Below are 22,202 nucleotides of genomic sequence, written 5' to 3'. Positions count from 1 at the left end.
ACATGACAGCCCAGTACGGGGCTGGCAACGAGATTGGGGAGAGCAGACATGAGATCGCTGAAACGACCGCTCGTCGTCGTAGCGACCACAGCGGCGGTCCTGGTGGGCACCGCCGGTACCGCGCAGGCCGGCACCGACCGGGTGGCCACGGGTCCGGGCGCGAAGGTGACGTTCACCAGCTACGGCGACTCGTTCAAGGTCTGCGACACGGAGACCGACGGGTTGACCGTCTACAACGAGTACAAGTACATCCGCAAGGATGGGACGGTTCAGCACGACTACGAGTACAACGGCCTCGGAAACGGGACCTGCGCCACGTACGACCACAACTTCGGCGAGGGCCGCAGTGTTACCTTCCGGGCCTGCGCCGACCTACCGGGGCCGCTCCCGGACCCTTGCAGCGCGTGGGTGGTGGGTATCGCATGAACAAGGTCGGGAAACTCAGTGTCGTGGCCGCCGCGGCGGCAGCGACGATCCTCGTGACCGGCAGCAGCGCGTACGCCGATGCGTCGTCCTCGGTGGCGGGCTCATGGTCGCGGTTCATCAGCTACGGCGACAAGTTCGAGAACTGTGACACGGCAGAGGACGGCCTCATCTCGTACGTCGCGTACGAGTACGTCCGCATCGACGGTTCCCTGCAGACCGGCTCGCACTACAACCCGGGTAGCAACGGTGACTGCTCACAGTGGGACCACAACTTCGGCGAGGGGCGTACCGTCCGGTTCCGCTCCTGCGTGGATCAGCCTGCCTGGTTCGCGGACACCTGCGACAAGTGGCGGACCGGAGTCGCCTAGCGCCGGGTGACCTCGGCGCTGGCTCCAGCGACAGGTCGCTGCCCCGCGTGCCGGACGTACACCGGCCCGTCGCCGACTGGAAACTTGGTCGGCGGCGGGCCGGCGCGGGTTGACGGACCACCGTGGACGTTCTGCTGTGGGCTCGGCGGGGGAGAGGTGGTGCCGCCGGAGGGAGGACAGCATCATTGGTCAAGACGCGAAAGCGCCCGTCCCAACGCGGGGACGGGCGCTTCGCTGTACAGGTCCGGCGTCAGCCCACCACGGACCGCAGCGGCACCTGGGCGTCGTGCAGGGCGCGTACCAGATCACCCAGGAACGGGTGTTCGTCAGCCTGGCGTCCCTCCGGGTTCGGGATCACCAGGTAGGCCGACCCGTCCGCCTCGGCCGCCTGCGCCTCCGTGGTGAACCGCTCGACGATCGCCCGGGTACGCGGCAGGTCCGTTGTCGCCACCTCGATGGTGGTCGGCCGCCACCCGCCGCCCAGCTCCGGCGTCACCGGCGCGGCCGCGGCGCTCGCGCGTGCCGCGTCGAACCCGGGCGAGCGCCGGGCGTCCGGCGCGGTGGTCGCGCCCGCGCCCGCCGGGTAGAGCAGCGCGTTGGCCACCAGGTGCAGACCATTCTCGTTGTACGCCCGGAAGAGCGGGTTGAACGCGAACAGCACCGCCCGACCCGCTCCGGTGGGCTCGTCGACCAGTGCCGCCGTCCCCTTCAGGGTGTCGCCGCCGACGGTGTAGCCGTTGGCCCAGAAGGTGTCACCCGTCGGGTAGCGGAGCACGTTGGTCCCGGTCGTGGTCGGGTTGAGGATCGGGTCGCTGTTGTTGAACTCGAAGTCCTCCGCCGGGCGACCCAGGGCGACCGGGCTGTCCTGGTCGACGTCGACCCGCAGGTGCGAGCCGATCACCGTGTAGCCAGCCGGCTTGGTCTTCTCGGTGGTGGAGGTGAGCCCGGCGGCCCGGGCCACCCAGGTGCCCTCGTTGCGCAACCCGACGTAGGTGTGGCCCTGGGCGATCCAGTCGCGCAGGTTGGCCTGCCCGGTGGCGGTCAGACCGCCGGTCGCGCTGCTGCCGTCCGGCACCAACAGCACGGTGCGTCCGGTGAACGCCTCGGTGTTGTCGTTGATGTCGGCCGTGGTCACCGGATTCAGGTCAAGCCCCCACCGCTTGCCGAGCACGTACCGGGCCTCGCCGTGGGAGCCCGACGTGGTGGAGATGCCGGTGCCCTGGAACAGCCCCACCTTCGGCAGGTCGAGGCGGGTGCCGGTGGGCCGCCCACCCGGGGTGAGGGTCACCCCGAGTGACTTGGCCAGCTCGTCGACCGTACGGCTCAGCTTGGTCGCCGGGAGCGCGACCCTGCTGGTCTTCAGGTCACGGACGAGGGGGACGCCGCGACCGAGCAGGGTGAACGTGAACTCCGCTGCCGCCGCCGAGTCCAGCGGGTACGTGTACGAGCCCCACGGCCACGCTGGCGCGGTCCGGCCGCCGGAGATCGTGCGGACCAGTTCGGCCTTCGGCCGGACGTTGTCTCCGGTGTAGATCGTGGAGACACCCATCAGCAGCGGGTTGCTCCAGGATGACACGTCGTAGAAGTAGGGGAACGGGGTGTACGGATCCTCGCCCATGATGGCTTGGATCCAGTGTTTCTGCGGTTGGTCCATCGGGATCCAGTACGCGCCCTTGGGCACGGTCAGGTTGGTGGCCGTCCGCCCGCCGAACACCCGCGCGGTGGGCACCCGGGTCGGCTTCTGCACCTCGTACACCTCGACGTCCATGCGGCGTAGCCGCTCGACGAGTTGGCGGACGTCGGCGAGCTGCCGGTCGGGCAGCAGGAAGTACGAGCGGATCTTGATGTCTGGCACCGGGAACTGGACCTCGTTGGTGGGCTGCACCACCTCGTTCGGCTCCAGCGTGCCCGCCCTGCCCTGAGCGAGCGCGTCGGTCCAGATATCGAAGTAGCCGCTCAGCACCTCAGGCTTGTTCGCGGCAGCCCATCCGAGCGTTGCCCACTGGGTGTTGAACTGCTGCTGAACCCGGTCGGCCACCGCCGATGCGCTGCCCTTCTCGTACGTCATACCGGCCGCACCGAAGCCGGTGGTCGGTACCGTGTCGCCGTAACCCATGAAGAACATGTCGTACGTGTCGTAGTTGAAGTAGCACTCGGTGGTGACGGTCTCGTCGCAGGCGCCGTTGTAGCCGAAGCCTGCCTTGTTGGCCTCGCCGATCCGGTTGATCCAGTCCACCGCCTCACCGGCGATCTCGTGGTGGATCGGGTCGGCGTTGGGCGGGAAGAAGTACTGACGGCCGCCCATCTCGTGGGCGTCGATGAAGACCTGCGGCGGGTAGCGGCGCAGGAGTTCCAGCTTGCCGTCGGTCTCCTGCTGGGTGCGGGCGAACCAGTCCCGGTTCATGTCGAAGCCGAACTCGTTCTGCCGCCGGGTCGCGTCGCGGCCGTCCGGGTTCTGAGTGGGAACGATGATGGTGACCAGGTTGTCGTTGCGGTCTGCGACCGCGCACGACAGGCCCGCCGCCAACTCGTACAGCGTCTTGAGGGCCGCGTCGGTGCCGCTCTTCTCGCCGCCGTGCACGTTCGCGGTGACCCAGACGATGGCCGGGCTGTCCTTCGCCGTCCGGGCGGCTGTCCGCGCGCTGGTCCGGCGCGGGTCGCGCAGGTCCCGGACGTCGTCGGCAATTTCGCGCAGCGCGGCGGGCCGTACGTTGCGCTCGTTGGACACCACCGCGTACGGCAGTGGCTGGCCGAGCACGCTGGTGGCCAGCACCCCGGTGGTGACGCGGTCGGAGGCACCGTCCACGGCCCCGAGGTAGGTCCGGACCTCGGCGTTCGTGACGACCCGCTCCTGCCCCGCGCCGAGCGGGAAGCCGAGCACGGCCTCCGGGGTGGGAACCGCGCTCAGCCGGGCGGTCGGATCGTTGCTACAGGGGGAGGGACGGGCGGTGCTCGCGGCCGACGTGCCGCTGAGCAGGGGAGTCATGCCGAGTAGGAGCGCGACCGTGGCGGCACTCGCCAGCCGCCTCGGGGGGACCGTCCAGAACGGACGCGACGATGGAGCCATGTCTCGGGTTCCCTTCTTGGGGGAAAGCCTCGCAGTGGCCGGAGCCTATGAACCGTCGATACGGCGGTCAAGGGCTGATCGACTTCTGTGACTGCGTGGGATGCCGACGTCGGAGTCGGCTGGCAGGATGTCGGTGTGGGGTTGTGGGGTTGTCCGCTACCGAAAGGAGGAGACGTTGCCGGCGTCTCTGGAGACGATCACGCTCTCGGCCCATCCGGATCTTCCCTCCGGCGATGCACGGCGTTCTCTGGCGTCCTGGCTGCGTGCCGAGGACCGGCTGCGCGAAAGGGTGACCGCAACGCCGCCTGGTGGGACGTCGGCGGACGGCACGGCCCTGCTGCGGGTGACGGTTGACGGTTCTGGCACCGTCATGGTGCTGGTGCAGGCGATCGCCGGCTGGCTGACCCACCGCCGCGAGGACGTGACGGTGACTCTCACCAGTCCAGACGGCTGGTCGGCCGAGTTGGACGTACGCCGGGCTCGCGACATGGACCAGGTCACCGCGCTCATCGAGGCCGCCGTGCACGCGGTGACCCCCGAGGAGAGGTAGACGGCCCGCCGCCAGCCGAGGGTCGGCCGGCGACGGGCCGGGTAGATCGGGGTACGCCTACCCCCGCCGCGCCGATCTTGCAGTTTCGGTCGCCGAGATGCGTGGAATGCCCCCTAAGTCGAGGCAGAAAGTGCAAGATCGCGAGAAAGGGGCGGCCCGGGCCCCGTCGATCATGGCTCCGCCCAGACCGGCCCGCCGGATCGTCGTACGTCCAGAGCGTCGTACCGTCGAACAACCAGGCGTGCCCGGTGCGCAGGTCGCGGTGCACGGTGTAGCCGTTGCCGGCCAGGGCTTTGAGCTGCGGACCGGGCCAGCCTCTCAGCCGACCTGGCTGTTGTCCTTGAGCGAACCCCAGCCGTGCCAGCGGTCGATCTCGATCAGGGCACTGACCCGGGCACGCTCCCGCCGGGGGTACGCATTGCCCGTGTAGTGCAGGGACAACCGGTCGATGTCCGCGAGGGCCTCGTCCGCGCGCAACTCGGCGACGTGCCCGATGATGCTGACGTGGGTGTACCAGCCGGCCTCGTCGAGCACGGTGAGGGACACCCGGGGGTCGTTGCGGACGTGCTCCAGCCGGCGGCGACTCTCGTCCAGGTTCACCAGGATCCGGCCGTCGTCCCACAGGTACCAGGTGGCGGCGGACACCGGCTGACCACCGTTGCGAAGCGTGGTCATCACGGCGGGGTTCGGCTTCTGGAGCATGGCGACCGCGGCCTCGGGAAGCGGTGGCTTGGACATGAAGTCTCCTCGTCGCGTGAGCGTTTACCCCTGCACGTTACGCACCCGGCGCCTCCGTCGCCGTTTGTTCTGAATCCTGTGCCGAAGGTCCACACCCCGACACCCTTGCGCTTCGAGGTCACCGCGGGCACCGCTGGGGCGACCGAACGCCCGGTCGTCGGTTTCGCCGTCGGCGTCGGGGTCACCCCCCGCTGCCCGGCGGACCGGTAGGACAGGTCCTCGTGGTCGGCCCTGGGCTGGGAAAGGGTTAGGCTCCTGCACGTGATTGACGTGCAGGGGAGCGGGAGCGGGAGCGGGAGCGACGAGCGGCTGCGCCGCATCGAGGTCGTCACCGACGCCGCGCTGTCCCAACTCGACGTCAAGGACCTGCTGGAAGAGCTTCTCGACCGTGTCCGGGAGGTGCTGGGGGTCGAGACCGCGGAAATCCTGCTGTTGGACGTCCACGCCCAGCAGTTCGTGACCACCGCACGGAAGGGGCTGGGGAAGGACGTCCGCCCGGGTGCTCGGTTGCCCGCCGGCCTCGGCATCGCGGGTCGGATCGCACAGGAGAAGCAGGCCGTCATCCTGGACGACGTCACCGCTGACCAGGACGACCAGGTTCTCTCCAACCAGCAGGCCCGCTCGCTGTTGGGTGTGCCCATGTTCGCCGGCGGCGAGGTTATCGGCGTCCTACTCGTCGGCTGCGTCCGGCCGCACCAGTTCACCGGCGCCGACGTGCAACTCCTGCAACTCGCCGCCGACCGGGCAAGCCTTGCCACCCGGACCCAGGCCAGCGGCCTCGACCGCACCGCCGCGCTCGCACTGCAGCGCAGCCTGCTGCCCACCCACCTGCCGCAGACGCCAGGTGTGGACATGGCCGCCCGCTACGTACCCGGTCACGACGCCGGCGTCGGCGGCGACTGGTACGACGTGTTCACCCTCCCGTCCGGCTGGCTGGGCGTCGTCATCGGGGATGTGTCCGGGCACGGTTTGTCCGCCGCAGTCGTGATGGGGCGCCTCCGCAGTGCGCTTCGCGCGTACGCGCTGGTCTGCGATGACCCGGCCAGTGCGCTGACGCTGCTCGATCGCAAGATCCACCACTTCGAGACGGGGAGCCTCGCCACCGTCCTCTACGCCATGATCTCCCCGGATCGCACCACCATTCAGGTGGCCCTCGCCGGGCACCTGCCGCCCATCCTGGCCGCACCGGGACGCCCGGCCGAGACGCTGACCCTGCCAGTTGATCTTCCATTGGGTGTTGGCGCTCGCCAGCCGGCCCGCCGCTACACGGAGGTTGCGTTTCCTGCCGGCGCGGTGCTGGTCTGCTACACCGACGGGCTCATCGAACGCCGGGGCGAAACCATCGACGTCGGCATGGAGCGGCTCCGCGTAGCCATCGAACCAGCTCGCGCCGAGACGGTCTGCGCCCGCGTCATGACCACACTCGCCGCCGAACAGACCAACGACGACATCGCCCTACTCGCCATCCACGGAGCCGAACGACTCTGAACGGGCGGAGCCCGCAGCATGACCTCGGTCGCCCACCCGGACCGATGATGCTGCTCCCGCCGGTCGCCGTCGCGGCCGCAGCGGGTTGATCCTGGCCGGCATCGCCGTCTTCGACCAGAGAGCCCACCGGCGTGGGTCGGAGACCAAGCCGACGTTGGGGCAATTCGTTGCGGGCCGTTGACCGTTGCGCGTATGTTCTTCGGGCACGCCGTCGAGCCGAGAGGAGGTCAGAACAATGTCCGATGTTCTGCGCCCCCTCCGCGCTCCGGCGTCCGCGCGGATCTGACCGGGGCGCTCGCTTCCCGGAGGACCAAGCCATGACTGATCTGGCCATTCGTCCGCTCGTCGCGGGCGAGGAAAATCTGTTCGACTCCATGCCTGATCCGCTGCCCCAACTACGTCAGGTCCCCTACGCCGACGGGATCGCCGGCGGCGGCTACCGGCCCGAGACCACCTGGGTCGCCCTCCGTGCCGGCCGGGTGGTCGGCCGGGCTGCCTGGCTCCTCCCGCCGGGCGCCGTCGGTGCCCCCTGGCTGGACCGGTTCGATCTGGACGCCGAGCCGGAGGTGGGCGCCGAGCTGCTGCGCGCCGCCCACGAGGCGCTGGGCGGTCCCGGTCTGTACTACGCGGCCCTGCCGGCGCACTGGCGGCGTCGCCCCGAGGTGCTGGCCGTGGTGCGGGCACCGATGGCGGCGGCCCAGCTCGCTGGGCTGGTCGAGCGGAGGGAGCGTATCCGGTGCTCCTGGACCGGCACGCCCCTGCCGGCGTCCTCCGGGCGCTTCGACTTCCGTCCGCCCATCGACACGGCGGAGATCAACACCCTGGTCGCCCGGGTCACCCAGCCGGACGTGCTGACCGGCGCCGAGATCGCGCGGGCGGTCAGCGGCGTCGACCTGGCCACCGACCCCCTGGCGTGGCTGGGGGACACGGCCGAGAAATGGCGCGTCGCGCTGGAGGCCGCTCAGCCCGTCGGGCTGGTCGGAACGTTCGGGGACGCCTGCTACCCACTGCTCGCCTATCTCGGCCTACTCGACGAGGCAGCCCGGCCCGAACTGCTGGCCGAGGGGGTCCGGGTGCTGGCCGCCAGCGGTGCCCGGGAGGTCATCGCCGACGTGGACGCCCACCGGGTGGCGGTGCTGGCGGAGCTGGAGCGGACCGGGTTCCGGCAGCTGCGCTCGCGGGTCGTCTTCGCGCCGCCAAACGGTCAGGAATAGCTGATCGGGGTGCGCCCTGTCACCGGGGCGCACCCCTGCGCCAGCGCCCAGTACCCGACGCGAACGCGATCCCGCTCCAGGTGCGTCTCGGCCGGCCCCTAGGTGATCGAAAAGAGACGATCAGCGGGGTCCACGACGGCGGCCAGCAACGCGCCGGGCACGAGGGCGGGGTCGTCGGCGCGGATCGTGTCCGCCTCGAACGTGGCGAAACCCGGCCCGCTGACACGCAGGTGGAGTTCCAGCCCGGGATCCTCTCCGCCCAGGTGGTTCGCCACCGTGAGAATCTCCGCCGTCGCGGCGACACCGGCGGCGGACAGCCGACGACCGTCGCGCCGCGAGCGGGTGACCAGCCGCAAGCCGAAGACGCCGAAACCGACACCGATGATCGTCGCCAGTACGCCACCGGCGAGGAGGCCCCAGAAGTCTGTGGGAGATCGCGGTGGGTCCAGCGTCACGGCGGCGGCCAGCAGGACCGGCCCGGGCAGGCAGATGGCCAGGAACGCCAGTCGGCAGAGTGTCGCGCCGATCGGACCGAGACGCGCTTCCGCTTCCCGAGGAGCACTCGTCACCCTCGCACCCTAATGCAGCGGTTGCTATCGACGCGACAGCATGTTCGCGCCCCTGGTTCGATCCGGTCCACGCCATGGCGCACCGCAACCGGGTACGTCGCCCGTGTTGCCGCCGATCTGCATCTCGGCCCGACACGAACTCCGCCTCGATGTCCTCACCATCGGCTCTCTGCGGGCAGGTGCCCGGACGGCCTGACGTGTCAGAATCTGCGCAACCGGCCGTGGCGGTCGTGGGTCGGCGACGGGGCGGTCGAGCATGTCGGGCGGGATGATCGCAGCGGTGCTGGGCGGGGGAATCCTGCTCTTCGCCATGCTGCTGCTGGCAATCGGCGTTGCGCTGGGACGCCGGGCGCGAGCCGGACGGCGGTCGGGTCGATACACCTCGCGGCCGGGCAACTCGTCGGACAACAGCTCGTCGAGCATGGGCGGAAGCTGAGAGCCGACAATGTTGAGCGCACGGGCATGGTTGACGTGCTGACCGACGTCGCCGACAGCCGACTCGCCGCCTGCGTCTCGACCAGGGCGTCACCGGGGCGTCCCTGCCTGCCGTACACCTGCACCGGCCGGTCGCCGGGCCGGGTCGCGGCGGCTAGCGCGCCGCCCTGTGTCAGCGCCCGGTCAACCCGGTGACCCTGTAGAGGGCTGGTGGGCCGGTCCGCCGGTCGGGTCGAGGCGATCGAGTCCGGCGAGGTTGGCGGTGCCGTCCCGAACCACCGTCGCGGCCATCGCGGTGGTGGCCGAGTGGACTCCGCCCTCCCGCTCGGCGACGGCGACCCGAACCGACTGCGCCAGGTGTGCACGCAGGTGCGCGGCAAGCAGCGCGTGAAACGGCAGCCCGGTGGCCGACCGCATTGCGGTCAACTGCTCGGCGGTGACCATGCCCGGCATGTCGTGCCCCTCGTGCGGGTTGGTCGTCGGCGCACCGGAGTCAGCCAGCAGCCGGTGGGCGCGGTCCAGGTTCGCCCGCTGGGTGGTCGCGACCTGGGCGGCCACGCGCCGCCAGGCCGGATCGGCGGTCCGCGTCGGCACCAGATCGAGTACGAGTAGCAGGCGTTCGATCATCGCCACCGTCAGTTGGAGCCAGGCGATGTCGGTGGGGCTGAACGCTCCTGTAGTGCCCGTGGGTGCCGGCGCGGTCATTGCTGGCGGCGCGATCGCGGGTGGTGCGGCGGTGCTGGCGACGGCGTCCCGTGGCCCCGCGGCGCAGCCGGCGACGAGCAGCACGCCGACGAGCAGGGCGGACACTGTGCTCTGGCGCATCCGGCCTCCTTTCCGCCCGGGGAGGCGTGCCCGGCGGGACCGGGCACGCCTCCGCGGTGTGAACCTGTCGGCTCAGATCGGTCGGCCGTCGTGACCGCACTTGATGACGGGACGGATGCAGTCCTGGACGCGGCGGGCCATCTCCGCCACCGGCCAGGCGTTGAAGAAGTCGCCGTGCATGGTGTAGCCCGGACCGGAGGCCAGCCGGAACCGCGACGGGTCGCCGGTGACCGGGTATCGCAGGACCTGCCGCAACTTCGGCACGTGCACCGGGTGGGTGCTCGGGCAGGCCTGGTTCACCGGGTACGCCAGGTGGCTCTTGTGGTCCGGCGAGTCCAGGTCCCGGCCGTTCCAGCACTGCGGGAAGTCCAGGTACGACTCCAGCATGGTGCCGGACGGGCAGTTGACGAAGTCCTTCGACGGCGGCACCTGCCCGGCGTGCAGGCATGACCAGCGGGCGATGCTGTCGTTCGGTCCGGTGGCTCGCGCGTTGCCGGCGACGAGTCGCAGTCCCAGCGGGAACGGCTGGGTGTTCGCGACGACGTCGGCGCGTACCCCTTCGCCCAGGTAGTAGAACGTGGAAATCGCGGGCTCCACCGGCACGTTGTCGCGGTACAGGGTCGGCACCCAGTAGGACGAGACGTCCACCTGCGGGTTGCAGGTGGTGGAGGAGCGGACCAGGTCGGGGAGCGTGGTGTGGGCGTTCGTCACCGTGCTGCCGAAGAAGCTGTGCATGTGCGAGGCCCCGGGCAGCCCGGGGAAGACGATCGGGTCGTCCGGCAGTCGGTGGCTGTAGGTGCAGTCGGCGGGGAACTCGGCGACCCGGATGGCGTTGACGCCGAGGGCGGCGTCGGCCCGTGCGGTGGTGGAAACGATGTACGTGCCGAGTAGCACCAGCAGTGCGCCGATCGCCGTGGCGAGGCGCAGCCGGCGGTGGATGCCGGAGAGGGGTGCGGCCCTGTCCATCTCGTGACTCCTGTCGGGGGGACGGGTCAGGGGCAGCTCCGGCGCCGCCGCCGAAGACATCGGAGATTGCCCTGGCCAGACTGGTGGTGGTCTGTTGAGCCGGGGTGTGAGAGAGCGCTCTCAGCAGTCCAAGCCTCACCCTGATGTCGAAACTTGTCAATACGTGCCGCAGTTGGTGGAAATGACGACGACGAAGGGCCGGGCCCCTGGTGGGGGTCCGGCCCTTCGGGACCCGGTCGGGCGCTATCGAGGCACGGCTCGTCGGCCCACGACCCGCTCGCGCGCCGTCCATCCGCGCACGCCGGCCCAAGATCGTGCTCGACCCAGGAAACAGGCCCTTCGCGGGCGGACGAGGCAACTACAACCAGGATCGAGCACGATCATCGAGGCGGGAGGCGGGAGGCGGGAGGCGGGAGGCGGGAGGCGGGAGGCGGGAGGCGGGAGGCGGGAGGCGGGAGGCGGGAGGCGGGAGGCGGGAGGCGGGAGGCGCGGTCAGGGAGTCGGGGGCGTGCGATCAGGGCGTCGGCGGCGTCACCGCGATGATCAGGTGTGCGCGTTGGTCGTTGGCGTTGCGGTAGAGGTGCGCCAGGCGCGAGTCGAAGGTGACCGATTCGCCGGCGGTGAGGGTGTACGACTCACCGCCGATCTCGGCGACGACCTCGCCGGTGATGACGATCGCGCACTCGGTCGACGGGTGGGCCCACGGTGCGGCCGAGCTGGCGTCGCCGGGCGCCAGGTGTGCCTGGAGCACCTCCAGGTCGCCGCGGCCGGGGGTGAGCCGCTCGTAGGTGATCTGGCCGGGTGGCGCGGCCAGTCGGGTCCGAGCGCCGACCCGGCTGACGTGCACCGGCGGCGCCTCGGGCTCGGAGAACAGCTCCGCGATCGAGGTGTCGAAGACCTGGGCGAGTTTTCGCAGGGTGGATAGGCTCGGGTCGGTCGCGCCGTTCTCGATCTGGCTGAGCAGTGCCGGGGACACGTCGGCCGCTGTGGCGAGCTGTCGCAGCGTGAGGGAGTGCTGCTGGCGCAGGTCGCGGAGCCGGTCACCGAGCATGTTTCCTCGTTCCAACAGTGTGACTGAATCTTGATTGACCAAACTATACGGGCGTGTTTAGCATTACTAAACATCAGGCGGCAATGTTCGACACAGCTGGACAAGCCGCGCCGAGGCGCAAACCGGACGACTGTCAGTCCGGCCTACATCCAACCCCGAGACGACGCTCCCGAAAAGCCCCGCGTCGCCGTCATCCCTCGGCCCGGCCGGTGGATGGTGTCGTCTGCCGGGGCGTCGACGCCCCGCGGACCCGCGCAGCGGGCCGCGCGATACGAAGGTAGGAACAGCATGTCGGTGTCCCCCCGCCGGCTCCTCGTCGGAACAGCCGCTCTGGCGACGCTGGCCGTCCTCTCCGTCAGCGCCTGCAGCGCCGGCGGCAGCGGTGGAAACGCGAACGGTGCCGCCAAGACCCTCACCGTGAACACATCGTTCGTGCTCAAGACCCTCGACCCCGGACGGGTCTACGAGGCGACCGGCCTGACCGCCGTGCACGCCCTCTACGACACCCTGCTCACCTTCAAGGGCTCGGACGTGAGCAAACCCGTGCCCGCACTGGCCGAGTCGTACGAGGCATCTCCGGACGCCAAGACCTTCACCTTCAAGCTCCGGCAGGGCGTGACGTTCGCCGACGGCAGCCCACTCACCGCCGACGACGTCGTCTTCTCCCTCAACCGCCTGAAGAACATCAAGGCCAGCCCGGCGGTCACCGTCAGCGGCCTGACCGTGACCAAGACCGACGACAGCACCGTCGTGGTCGCCTCGGCCACCCCCGACCCGAACATCCCGGTGGTGCTGTCGATGCCGTCGACCGCGGTGCTCAACGCCAAGGCCGCCAAGGAGCACGGCGCCACCGACGGCGCCGACGCCGCGCAGGGCGACACCGCCCAGCAGTATCTGGACACCAACTCCCTCGGCAGTGGCCCGTACGTGCTGAAGTCGTACGACCCGTCGTCGCAGGTGGTGCTGGAAGCCAACCCGAAGTACTGGGGCACCAAGCCGCAGTTCTCCCGGGTCGTGCTGCGCAACATGGACGTGCAGACCCAGAAGCTGACCATGCAGCGCGCCGAGAGCGCCGAGATTTCCCTGGACATCTCCGGCAAGCTCCTCGACGGGCTGCCGGCCAGCCTGCAGACCTCCGGGGTGCAGGACACCGTCTACTTCCTCTTCCTCAACGCCGATCCGGCCGTGTCGAAGGTGACCTCGAACCCGAAGTTCAACCAGGCCCTGCGCGCCGCCATCGACTACCAGGGGATCGCCGCCCTGTACGGCAAGGGCGCCGCCCCCGGCGCCGGCCTGGTCGCACCCGCGTTCCCGGGCGCGTTGCCGGCCGGCGAGGAGTCCAAGCGGGACGTGGCCAAGGCCAAGGCGCTGCTCGCCGAGGCCGGCCTGACCAACCCCACGGTGAAGTTCACCTACCCGGCCATCACCTACAAGGGCGTGGACCTGGGCACCGTGGCCACCAAGGTGCAGGGCGACGCCGCCGAGGCCGGCATCAAGCTGGAGTTGAACCCGCAGCCGCTGACCACCTTCCTCGACGAGATGCGCGGCGGGAAGTCGCCTCTCGGCTTCACCCCGCAGAGCCTGAACTACCCCGTCGCCGACTCGCTGATCAACAACATGGCGCCCGGGCAGGCGACCGCGCTGCGTTCGGGCTGGACCGTCGAACGGGCCGACGCGGCCGTGGTGGCCGCCGGCAAGAAGGTCACCGAGACCCTCGACCTGGCCGGTCGGGCCGCCGCGATGCAGGAGTGGCAGCGGTTGATGAACCAGTCCTCGCCGTACCTCGTGCTGGCCAGCAACTCCTCCATCGTGGTGGCGACCAGCGATCTGACCGGGGCGGACTACAACGCCGCTGGCTGGCAGGTCGACATCGCCGCCGTCGGCCGCAAGTAGTCGCGACGACATGACGACAGTCCACGACGGTGAGCCGGGCGCGGTCAGCACGACCGCGTCCCGGCCCCGGGGTGCCCACCCGCTGCTGACCTTCCTGGCCAAGCGGGTGGCGATCACCGCCGGTCTGCTGCTGGGCGTCACGATGGTGACGTTCGGGCTGGTCAACGTGGTCCCCGGTGACCCGGTCACCGCCAACCTGTCCGACCAGGCGCTCAACGACCCCGCCGCAGTGGCCGCGTTCCGCGAGAAGTGGGGTCTGGACCAGCCGCTCTGGGCTCAGTACCTGCACTACCTGAACAACCTGCTGCACGGCGACCTGGGTCACTCCCAGCAGACCGGCCGGGCCGTCCTGGACGACCTGCTCCGCTACGTGCCGGCCACCCTGGAACTGGCCATCCCGAGCATGGTGCTGGCGCTGCTGATCGGCACCGGGATCGGCATGCTCGCGGCGGTCCGCAACGGTCGGTTCACCGACCAGCTCGTCCGGATCGGCGCCCTGCTCGGGCTCTCCACCCCGCCGTTCTGGCTGTCGCTCGTCGTGCTCTACGTCTTCTTCTACAAACTCGGCCTGGCGCCCAGCGGCGGACGCCTCTCCACCGACTTCAGCCCACCGCCCACCGTCACCGGCATGTACACCGTCGACGGGGCACTCGCCGGGCAGTGGGACGTCGCCTGGGACGCCGCTCAGCACCTGTCCCTACCGGTGCTCGTGCTGACCTCGTTGACCGTGGCGATGCTGGTCCGGTTCGTCCGTTCCGCGATGCTTGAGGTGCTCCAGCAGGACTACATCCGTGCGGCGTACGCCAAGGGTCTGCCGACCCGGGTGGTGCTCCGCCGGCACCTGCTGCGCGCCGGCCTCGTCCCGGTGGTCACCGTCTCCGGGCTGGCTTTCGCCTCACTGCTCTCCGGGACGGTGCTGGTCGAGAGCATCTTCGGCTGGCCCGGCGTCGGCCAGTACGCGTACCGCAGCGCCACGGCGCTGGACCTGCCCGCGATCCTCGGCGTCAGCCTGTTCGTGGCACTTGTCTACACACTGGTCAACCTGACCGTCGACCTGCTGTACGGGCTCATCGACCCGAGGATCCGCCTGTCATGACCACACTCGTACCCGGTCCGGTCACCCCCGACCCGAAGGCCGAGCGGGCTCTGAGCCGGCGCCGCTGGCTCGGCCGGTTGCGCGGCGGCTCGACCAGCCGGCCGGTCTGGCGTCAGCCGATCACCGTGGTGGCGTTGACCATCCTCGGCGGATGGTTGCTGCTGGCGCTGCTCGCCGGAGTTCTCGCGCCGTACGACCCGCTGGCGCAGAGCCCCGATTCCTACGCACCGCCCTCCGGGGCGCACTGGTTCGGCACCGACTCGCTCGGCCGGGACATCCTCAGCCGGGTCATCCACGGCGCCCGCCTGTCCATCCCGCTGGCCCTGGCCATCGTCTCGCTGGCCCTGCTGGTCGGCGGGCTGCTCGGACTCGTCGCCGGATACGTCGGCCGGTTCGTCGACGAGGCGCTGATGCGCCTGACCGACCTGGTGTTCGCGTTCCCGCAGATCATTCTGGCCATGGCGGTGACCGCGGCGTTCGGCCCGAACACCCGCAACGCCGTGCTGGCGCTGGTCATCGTCTCCTGGCCGGTCTACGCCCGGGTCATCCGCAGCGCCGTGCTGAGTATGCGCGGCGACGACTACCTCAACGCCGCCCGACTGCTCGGCGTCGGGCCGATCCGCGCGCTGCGCCGCGACGTGCTGCCCAACAGCATCGGCCCGGCGATCGTGCTGGCCACCCTGGAGCTCGGCAACGCGGTGCTGATGCTCGCCGCGCTGTCGTTCCTCGGCCTGGGGCCCCGCCCACCGGCCGCCGAGTGGGGCTCGATGGTGGCCCTTGGCGCGCAGGACCTGTCGATGTGGTGGGTCAGCGTGTTTCCCGGTCTGGCCATCCTGACCGTGGTGATGGCCTTCAACGTGCTCGGCGACGCACTGCGTGACCGGCTCGACCCCCGCTACGCGAAGGGACGCTGAGGTGGCACCGCTGCTCGACGTCGACTCCCTGGCCGTCACCCTGCCCTCGCCCCGTGGCCCGCTGCCGATCCTGCACGACGTGTCGTTGACCGTCGACGAAGGGGAGCTGGTCGGCATCGCGGGGGAGAGCGGCTGCGGTAAGAGCCTCACCGCGCAGACCCTGCTCGGGTTGCTGCCCCCGGGTGCGGCGGTCAGCGGCTCGGCCCGGTTCGCCGGCACCGAACTGCTGAGCCTGGACACCCGAGGCTGGCAGCGGGTCCGTGGGGCCGGCATCGCGATGGTGTTCCAGGATCCCAGCGCCGCACTGCACCCGATGCTCACCGTCGGCCGGCAGCTCACCGAGCACATGCGGGTGCACCTGCGGATGGACCGCCGGGCTGCCGGCCGCCGTGCGGTGGAGCTGCTCGACCAGGTCCGCATCCCGGACCCGGAGCAGGCCCTGCGCGCCTACCCGCACCAGTTCTCCGGCGGCATGCGGCAGCGGGTCGCCATCGCCATCGCCCTGGCCGCCCGTCCCCGGCTGCTGATCGCCGACGAACCGACGACCGCCCTCGACGTCACCGTGCAGGCCGGCATCCTCGCCCTGCTGGATCGGCTGCGCGCCGAGACCGGGCTGGCCGTCGCGTTCATCACCCACGACCTTGGGGTGCTCAGCGCTCTCACCACCCGTGGGTACATCTTCTACGCCGGTCGGGTCGTCGAGACCGGCCCGATGGGCGCTCTGCTCACCGCCCCCACGCACCCGTACACGGCGGCGCTGCTCGGCGCCCGACCGCACGGCACCCAGACCGGCGGGACCCTGCGGCCCATCCCGGGTGCCCCGCCGGCACCCGGCGAAGCGCCGCCGGGATGCCCGTTCGAACCCCGATGCGGGTACGCCGAACCGTCCTGCGGCATCGCCCCGCCCCCGCTCACCCCCGCCGGTGTGGACCGGTCGGTGGCCTGCGTGGTCCGTCCGCACCTGGAGGTGGCCGCATGAACACCCCCGCGCCCGCGCGGCTGTCCTTCACCGACGTCGAGGTCGAGTACCGCTCCCGAGGGCGTGGGCGCGTGCGGGCCGTCGCCGGGGTCAGTCTGGAGGTGCTGCCCGGCCAGATCGTCGGCCTGGTCGGCGAGTCCGGCTGCGGCAAGTCCTCGTTGGCTCGCGTCGCGGTCGGGCTGAGCGCACCGAGCGCCGGCACCGTCCGGTACGCCGACCGTCCGGTCACCCCGCTGGGCTGGCGACCTCGGTCGCGCGGCGAGGTCGGCCTGCAGATGGTCTTCCAGAATCCGTACGCCTCGCTGAATCCCCGGCGCACCATCGGCTCCCAACTTCTCGACGGTGTGCCGGCGGCGGTCACCGGGGCGGCCCGCCAGGCCCGGGTGCACGACCTGCTCGATCGGGTGGCCATGCCGACAAGTGCCGCCCAGCGGTATCCGCACCAGTTCTCCGGCGGTCAACGGCAGCGCCTGGCGATCGCCCGCGCGCTCGCCCCGGAACCCCGGATGATCATCGCCGACGAACCGGTCACCGCGTTGGACGCCTCGTCCCAGGCCCAGGTGGTCAACCTGCTCGTCGGGCTGGTCCGCGACCTCGACATGGGCATGCTGTTCATCTCCCACGACCTGGCGCTGGTGCACGAGATCGCCGACGTGACCGCCGTGATGTACCTGGGCCGGATCGTCGAGGCCGCGCCCACCCGCGAGCTGTGGCGCGAGCCCCAACACCCGTACACCCGGGCGCTGATCGACGCGGTGCCGCAGATCGGTCCCACCCCGCGCCTGCCCGCTGTCCTCGCCGGGGAGGTGCCCGACCCGGCCAACGCCCCCACCGGGTGCCGTTTCCGGCCGCGCTGTCCGCACGCGTTCGACCCGTGCGGCGACCAGCCGCCCACCGTCGACCTGGGCGGCCGCAGCGTCGCCTGCTGGCTCACCGACCCCGCGGCGGCACCGACGGCCGCGCGCTCACTCTGAGGACGCCCCCATGCGCATGCCCACCGAACAGGTCCTGGTCAACCTCGCTCTCTACGACGGTGTCGAGGACGCCATCCAGCCGGATCGAGGCATCTGGATCGGTGCCGACGGGATGATCCGCGCCGTCGGTCAGGTCGACGACGTCCGCACCGAGGCCGGTGACGCCCGGGTGGTCGACCTCGGCGGCGACCACGTCATGCCCGGTCTGACCAACATGCACGTGCACCTCTCGCTCGGGCTGCCCGGCCACCTCGCCGACACGGTGCACAGCTCCAACCTGGCCGAGCTGGTGCTGCTGATGGCCGATTCGGCGCGGCGGACCCTGCATTCCGGCGTCACCACCGCCCGCCTCGTGGGGGAGAGCCGCTACGCGGACTTCGCTCTGCGCAAGGGGATCGAGGCCGGCGCGGTCGACGGACCTCGCATCTTCACCGCCGGTCACGCGCTGTGCTGCACCGGTGGGCACGGCTGGGAGGCGGACGCCCTTGAGGCTGACGGCGCGGACGGGTTCCGCCGGGCCACCCGTGAGCAGCTCCGCGCCGGTGCCGACCTGATCAAGGTCTGCATCTCCGGCGGCATCGCCGGCCAGCACGAGGCGATCGACACGCCGCAGCTGCTCGACGACGAGATGGCGGCGGTCATCCGCGTCGCCCACGACTGGGGGCGCAAGGTCACCGCGCACGCAGGCCCGGCCGACTCGGTCCGTCGCGCGGTGGAGCTCGGCCTCGACTGCGTCGAGCACGGCTACGAGCTGACCGACGACGTCACCCGGCTGATGGCCGAGCGGAATGTCTGGTACGTGCCGACGATCGTGGTGAGCCGGTGCGAGCAGTTCTTCCGCGACTCGGGGGTGCCCGGCTGGTTGATGGACCGGGCGTTGGCCGCCGGCCCCCGGCACTGGGAGAGCCTGCAGCACGCCATCCGCAACGGCGTGCCGATCGCCCTGGGCAGCGACATGCCCCCGCACGCGGGCTACGACGAGACGACGGCGACGATCCGCGAACTGGAGTTCATGGTGGACGCGGGGATGCCCGTGGCGGATGCCCTGAAGGCCGCGACGGTCCGCCCCGCGCAGTGGCTGGACCGGGCCGACACCCTCGGCACCGTCGAGGTCGGCAAGCACGCCGACCTGCTGGTGCTGCGGGACGACCCGACCCGTTCGGTCTCCGCGTTGCGCACCCTGCACGCGGTGCTCAAGGGCGGCGTCGCGTACCGCGACGACCACGGCCGGCTCGGCGTACCGCGATGACCAGCATCACCGACGTCGCCGACGGGTACCTCGACGCGCTCGCCGACCTGGACCCGCAGGCGGCCGAAGCGGCGGGGCGTACACCCGAATCGCAGGTCCCGGATCTCTCACCGGACGGGTTCGACGCCCGCGCGGAGCTGGCCCGACGCACCGCGACGGCCGCCACCGCGGCGACCACGCACGGCCCCGGCGAGCGGGCCCTGGCCGATGCCCTGCTCGACCGGCTGGCCAGCGAGGTCGACCTGTACGACGCGGGCTTCACCACCCGGCTGCTCGCCCCGCTGGCCACTCCGGTGCACCTGCTCCGGCAGGTCTTCGACAACCTGCCCAGAGACACCGAGGACGACTGGGCGGTGGTCGCCGCCCACCTGCGGCAGGTGCCCGACGCCCTGCACCGGTACGCCGCGACGCTGCGCCGGTCGGCACAGCGTGGACACGTGGTCGCCCGCCGGCAGGTGCTCGTGGTCGCCAACCAGTGCACGGCCTGGACCGTCGCCGACTTCTACGGACGGCTGGTCGACGGCTATCCCGGCGGCTCTCTCGCCGCGCAGCTGCACCTGGGCGCACGGCTGGCAAGCGCCGCGACCGCGCACTTCGCCGCGTTCCTCCGCGCCGAGCTGGCACCCGCCGCGTCCGAGGTGGACGGTGTCGGTGCCGACCTCTACCGGGTCACCGCCCGCAGTTTCCTCGGTGCGACCGTCGACCTCGACGAGGTGTACGCCTACGGCTGGGCGGAGCTGGCCCGCACCGCCGCCGAGCTGCGTACCGTCGCAGGACAGCTTGGCCACCCGGACGTGGCCGCCGCGCGGGCGGCGTTGGACGCCGACCCGGCGGGCCGGGTGCCGGCCGGTCCCGCTCTGGAGGAGTGGCTGCGCCAGCGCACCGAGCAGCTGACCGACGCGCTCGACGGCACGCACTTCGACATCCCGTCCGCCACGCGGCGGGTCGTGTGCCGGATCAGCCCCGCCACGTCGGGAGTCATGTACTACACGCCACCCGACCCGGCGTTGACCCGTCCCGGCGCGATCTGGTGGTCGGTGCCCTCGGGCGAGTCGACCGTGCCGGTATGGCGGCACGTCGGGACGCTCTGCCACGAAGGGCTCCCCGGCCACCATCTCCAGCACGCCCTCACCCTCACCACCGCCAATCTGCACCCCTGGCAACGCCACCTCTGCCAGGTGCACGGGTACGCCGAAGGCTGGGCGCACTACGCCGAGCGGCTCGCCGACGAGATCGGCCTGTACGCCGGCCCCGCTGAGCGGCTCGGCATGCTCGACGGCCAGATGTGGCGTGCCGCCCGCGTGGTCATCGACCTGGGTCTGCACCTCGGCCTGCCGATCCCGACCGGCAATGGCTTCACCCAGGAGCGGCGGTGGACTCCCGCACTCGCGGTGGACGTCCTCACCCGCGTCGCCGGCCTGGACGCCGAGACCGCGCGCTTCGAGGTCGACCGCTACCTCGGCTGGCCGGCGCAGGCCCTGGCCTTCAAGGTCGGGGCGCGGCTGTGGCAGCAGGCCCGCCGGGAGGCCGAACAACGCGAGGGCACCACATTCGACCGGAAACGCTTTCACCACACCGCGTTGGCGCTCGGACCCATGGGACTGGACCCGCTGCGCGCCCGCCTGGCCGACCTGCCCTGACCACCCGCCGCCATCCACCGGCTCCGCCCCGATCGGAAGTGACCGCCGATGACAACCGACCAGCTCACCACCACCATCACCGACCTGTACCGGTCGTTGGGCGACCGGCCCGCCTTCGACGCGCGCCTGCACCCCGACGTGACGATCTGGGAGTCGGACGCCGACGAGCTGCTGTCGGGCCTGGCCGCCCTGGACGACCTGCGGGACCGCCGGGCGACCCGGGCGTCAGGACCAGCACCGGTCGCGGTGGCGCCGGAACAGCTCCGCGCCGAGGCCTGGGGTGACACCGGCCTGGTGCGCTACGTGCTGCGCGCCCGCTACGCCGTGGACCGGCCGGACGAGTGCTTCCGGGTGACCGACGTCCTGCGCCGCGAGGGAACCACCTGGCGGATCGTGCACCACCACGCGGAGGCCGTGCGATGAGCGCCGACGAACCGACCACCGACCTGTACGACCTGCGCGTCGTCGTGGAACGCATCGAGGGCCGCTCGGTGTGCGGCCTCAAGCCGGGCGACCACTTCGACGTGACCGGCTCGAACCGACTCACCATTCCCGCAGGCAAACACTTCTGCCTGTACGCCCTCGCCGCCTGCCTGCCCCTGCTCCCGGCCAAGCAGCGGGAACTGTCCGACGGTGACTGGCTGGCCAAGGACTCCCACGTCGCCTGCCCTGACCCGGACGAGCGGGTCATCATGCGCATTGAGCGGACCGGCCGCCAACAAATCCCCACCGGAGAGTTGACGTGAGCGCAGGACCAAACCATCGGATGGTCGGCATCGGCCTGCAGTCCGACAAGTCTGCCGACGAGTACGCCGAGCTGGCCGAGCTGACCGAACGGCACGGTTTCGACGTGCTGTCGGTCTTCGGTGACCTGATGTACCAACCGCCGATCTTCCCGCTGCTGGTGGCGGCCCGGCACACCCGGCGGATCCGCCTGGGCGCGGCGTGCCTCAACCCGTTCACCATGCACCCGGTGGAGGTCGCCGGTCAGGTGGCCGCACTGGACCTGGCCTCGCATGGCCGGGCTTACCTCGGGCTGGCCCGTGGCACCTGGCTCAACGAGGTCGGTGTGCCGCAGGTCCGGCCCATCCGGCGCATCGTCGAGACCGTCGACGTCGTCCGACTGCTGCTCGCCGGCGACGACAGCGGCTATCAGGGCGGGGAGTTCACCGTGGCGCCGGGCACGTCGCTGCGGTATACCCCGGCCCGTGCCGACGTGCCGGTCCTGGCCGGTACCTGGGGGCGACAGACCGCGCGGGCGGCGGCCGGGTTCGCCAGCGAGGTCAAGGTCGGCGGGTCGGCAAACCCGGCGATGGCCAGGAGGATGCGGGCCTGGCTGGACGAAGCGGCGGCCGAGGGACGCGGCGGCGGCACCGGTGTGGTGCTGGGGGCGGTCACCGTCGTCGACGAGGACGGCGCGCTGGCGCGTCGGGTGGCCCGCCGGGAGGTGGCCATGTACCTCGCGGTGGTCGCCGCCCTCGACCCGACGATCGAGGTGGACCCGGACCTGTTGGCGCGGATCCAGCAGCACGTCACCCGCCGGGAGGACGATCTGGCCGGTGCGTTGATCGGTGACGACCTGCTCGATCTGTTTGCCTTCTCCGGCACCCCCGAGCACGTCGCGGGCCAGGCCGCGGAGGTGTTCGACGCCGGGGCGAGCCGGGTGGAGTTCGGCACCCCGCACGGGTTGACTCCGCACGGCGGGATCGACCTGCTCGGCCGGCGGGTGCTTCCGCTGCTGCGCGGTTGATGTCGCACAG

The 22,202-nt window shown here is 71.1% G+C and carries 22 protein-coding genes; 16 read left to right on the top strand and 6 right to left on the bottom strand.

Going from position 1 to position 22,202, the window contains the following annotated elements; all coding sequences use genetic code 11:
- The first annotated feature begins 48 nt into the window (after positions 1-48).
- Together OG811_RS29655 and OG811_RS29650 are read left to right on the top strand one after the other, a co-directional pair.
- Positions 49-426, top strand: a complete 378-nt coding sequence (locus OG811_RS29655) for a hypothetical protein (RefSeq protein WP_406070449.1) — start codon at positions 49-51, stop codon at positions 424-426.
- Positions 423-794 carry a hypothetical protein gene (locus tag OG811_RS29650; protein ID WP_406070447.1) on the top strand — a complete coding sequence of 124 codons (372 nt, stop codon included), beginning with the start codon at positions 423-425 and terminating at the stop codon, positions 792-794. Before OG811_RS29655 ends, OG811_RS29650 begins: the two co-directional genes overlap by 4 nt.
- Positions 795-1,044: 250 nt before the next feature.
- Here the strand turns inward: OG811_RS29650 and OG811_RS29645 are convergent, their stop codons facing one another.
- The gene (locus OG811_RS29645; protein WP_406070446.1) at positions 1,045-3,861 is read right to left on the bottom strand and encodes a M14 family zinc carboxypeptidase; all 2,817 of its coding nucleotides are present in this window, start codon (positions 3,859-3,861) and stop codon (positions 1,045-1,047) included.
- A gap of 175 nt (positions 3,862-4,036) precedes the next feature.
- Between OG811_RS29645 and OG811_RS29640 the strand changes: the two genes are divergently transcribed.
- A complete protein-coding gene (locus OG811_RS29640) occupies positions 4,037-4,411 on the top strand; it encodes a hypothetical protein (protein ID WP_406070444.1) in 375 nt (124 codons plus the stop codon).
- 318 nt (positions 4,412-4,729) lie between these two features.
- Here the strand turns inward: OG811_RS29640 and OG811_RS29635 are convergent, their stop codons facing one another.
- The gene (locus OG811_RS29635) at positions 4,730-5,149 is read right to left on the bottom strand and encodes a PPOX class F420-dependent oxidoreductase (RefSeq protein ID WP_406070443.1); all 420 of its coding nucleotides are present in this window, start codon (positions 5,147-5,149) and stop codon (positions 4,730-4,732) included.
- Positions 5,150-5,410: 261 nt separating this feature from the next.
- Here OG811_RS29635 and OG811_RS29630 point away from each other — a divergent pair, with 261 nt between their 5' ends.
- Together OG811_RS29630 and OG811_RS29625 are read left to right on the top strand one after the other, a co-directional pair.
- Entirely contained in the window at positions 5,411-6,637 is a 1,227-nt protein-coding gene (locus tag OG811_RS29630) for a PP2C family protein-serine/threonine phosphatase (RefSeq protein WP_406070442.1), read from the top strand.
- A 317-nt stretch (positions 6,638-6,954) separates the two neighbouring features.
- A complete protein-coding gene (locus OG811_RS29625) occupies positions 6,955-7,851 on the top strand; it encodes an acetyltransferase (protein ID WP_406070441.1) in 897 nt (298 codons plus the stop codon).
- A 98-nt stretch (positions 7,852-7,949) separates the two neighbouring features.
- Here OG811_RS29625 and OG811_RS29620 read toward each other — a convergent pair whose 3' ends face one another.
- A complete protein-coding gene (locus OG811_RS29620; RefSeq protein ID WP_406070439.1) occupies positions 7,950-8,420 on the bottom strand; it encodes a hypothetical protein in 471 nt (156 codons plus the stop codon).
- Positions 8,421-8,688: 268 nt separating this feature from the next.
- Between OG811_RS29620 and OG811_RS29615 the strand changes: the two genes are divergently transcribed.
- Positions 8,689-8,856, top strand: a complete 168-nt coding sequence (locus tag OG811_RS29615; RefSeq protein WP_406070438.1) for a hypothetical protein — start codon at positions 8,689-8,691, stop codon at positions 8,854-8,856.
- Positions 8,857-9,038: 182 nt separating this feature from the next.
- Here OG811_RS29615 and OG811_RS29610 read toward each other — a convergent pair whose 3' ends face one another.
- The 3 genes from OG811_RS29610 to OG811_RS29600 form a co-directional block, all read right to left on the bottom strand.
- Positions 9,039-9,680 carry a DUF305 domain-containing protein gene (locus tag OG811_RS29610; RefSeq protein WP_406070436.1) on the bottom strand — a complete coding sequence of 214 codons (642 nt, stop codon included), beginning with the start codon at positions 9,678-9,680 and terminating at the stop codon, positions 9,039-9,041.
- A 72-nt stretch (positions 9,681-9,752) separates the two neighbouring features.
- Positions 9,753-10,646, bottom strand: a complete 894-nt coding sequence (locus tag OG811_RS29605) for a DUF1996 domain-containing protein (protein ID WP_406070435.1) — start codon at positions 10,644-10,646, stop codon at positions 9,753-9,755.
- 514 nt (positions 10,647-11,160) lie between these two features.
- Positions 11,161-11,697, bottom strand: coding sequence for a helix-turn-helix domain-containing protein (locus tag OG811_RS29600; RefSeq protein WP_406070433.1), 537 nt, complete (start codon positions 11,695-11,697; stop codon positions 11,161-11,163).
- 288 nt (positions 11,698-11,985) lie between these two features.
- Between OG811_RS29600 and OG811_RS29595 the strand changes: the two genes are divergently transcribed.
- Genes OG811_RS29595 through OG811_RS29550 form a run of 10 tightly spaced genes read left to right on the top strand, consistent with a single transcriptional unit; the run spans position 11,986 to position 22,192 of the window.
- A complete protein-coding gene (locus OG811_RS29595; protein ID WP_406070432.1) occupies positions 11,986-13,590 on the top strand; it encodes an ABC transporter substrate-binding protein in 1,605 nt (534 codons plus the stop codon).
- Positions 13,591-13,600: 10 nt separating this feature from the next.
- Positions 13,601-14,686, top strand: a complete 1,086-nt coding sequence (locus tag OG811_RS29590) for an ABC transporter permease (protein ID WP_406070431.1) — start codon at positions 13,601-13,603, stop codon at positions 14,684-14,686.
- Positions 14,683-15,600: an ABC transporter permease gene (locus tag OG811_RS29585; protein WP_406070429.1), complete on the top strand. Its 918-nt coding sequence runs from the start codon at positions 14,683-14,685 to the stop codon at positions 15,598-15,600. The genes OG811_RS29590 and OG811_RS29585 overlap by 4 nt, the downstream gene beginning before the upstream one ends.
- Position 15,601: 1 nt before the next feature.
- On the top strand, positions 15,602-16,579 hold the full coding sequence (locus tag OG811_RS29580) for an ABC transporter ATP-binding protein (RefSeq protein WP_406070428.1): 978 nt from the start codon (positions 15,602-15,604) through the stop codon (positions 16,577-16,579).
- Positions 16,576-17,553, top strand: coding sequence for an ABC transporter ATP-binding protein (locus OG811_RS29575; protein ID WP_406070427.1), 978 nt, complete (start codon positions 16,576-16,578; stop codon positions 17,551-17,553). Before OG811_RS29580 ends, OG811_RS29575 begins: the two co-directional genes overlap by 4 nt.
- Positions 17,554-17,563: 10 nt before the next feature.
- The gene (locus tag OG811_RS29570; RefSeq protein ID WP_406070426.1) at positions 17,564-18,802 is read left to right on the top strand and encodes an amidohydrolase family protein; all 1,239 of its coding nucleotides are present in this window, start codon (positions 17,564-17,566) and stop codon (positions 18,800-18,802) included.
- On the top strand, positions 18,799-20,442 hold the full coding sequence (locus tag OG811_RS29565) for a DUF885 domain-containing protein (RefSeq protein WP_406070424.1): 1,644 nt from the start codon (positions 18,799-18,801) through the stop codon (positions 20,440-20,442). The genes OG811_RS29570 and OG811_RS29565 overlap by 4 nt, the downstream gene beginning before the upstream one ends.
- 48 nt (positions 20,443-20,490) lie before the next feature.
- Complete coding sequence (locus tag OG811_RS29560; RefSeq protein WP_406070423.1) at positions 20,491-20,865, top strand: nuclear transport factor 2 family protein; 375 nt, start codon at positions 20,491-20,493, stop codon at positions 20,863-20,865.
- Complete coding sequence (locus tag OG811_RS29555; protein ID WP_406070422.1) at positions 20,862-21,188, top strand: TIGR04076 family protein; 327 nt, start codon at positions 20,862-20,864, stop codon at positions 21,186-21,188. The genes OG811_RS29560 and OG811_RS29555 overlap by 4 nt, the downstream gene beginning before the upstream one ends.
- Entirely contained in the window at positions 21,185-22,192 is a 1,008-nt protein-coding gene (locus OG811_RS29550) for an LLM class flavin-dependent oxidoreductase (RefSeq protein ID WP_406070421.1), read from the top strand. Before OG811_RS29555 ends, OG811_RS29550 begins: the two co-directional genes overlap by 4 nt.
- Positions 22,193-22,202: the final 10 nt, after the last annotated feature.

Origin of the sequence: Micromonospora sp. NBC_01638 (assembly GCF_045209745.1) — a bacterium.
Lineage (GTDB): Bacteria > Actinomycetota > Actinomycetes > Mycobacteriales > Micromonosporaceae > Micromonospora.
This window is presented reverse-complemented; position numbering and strand designations above follow the sequence as displayed.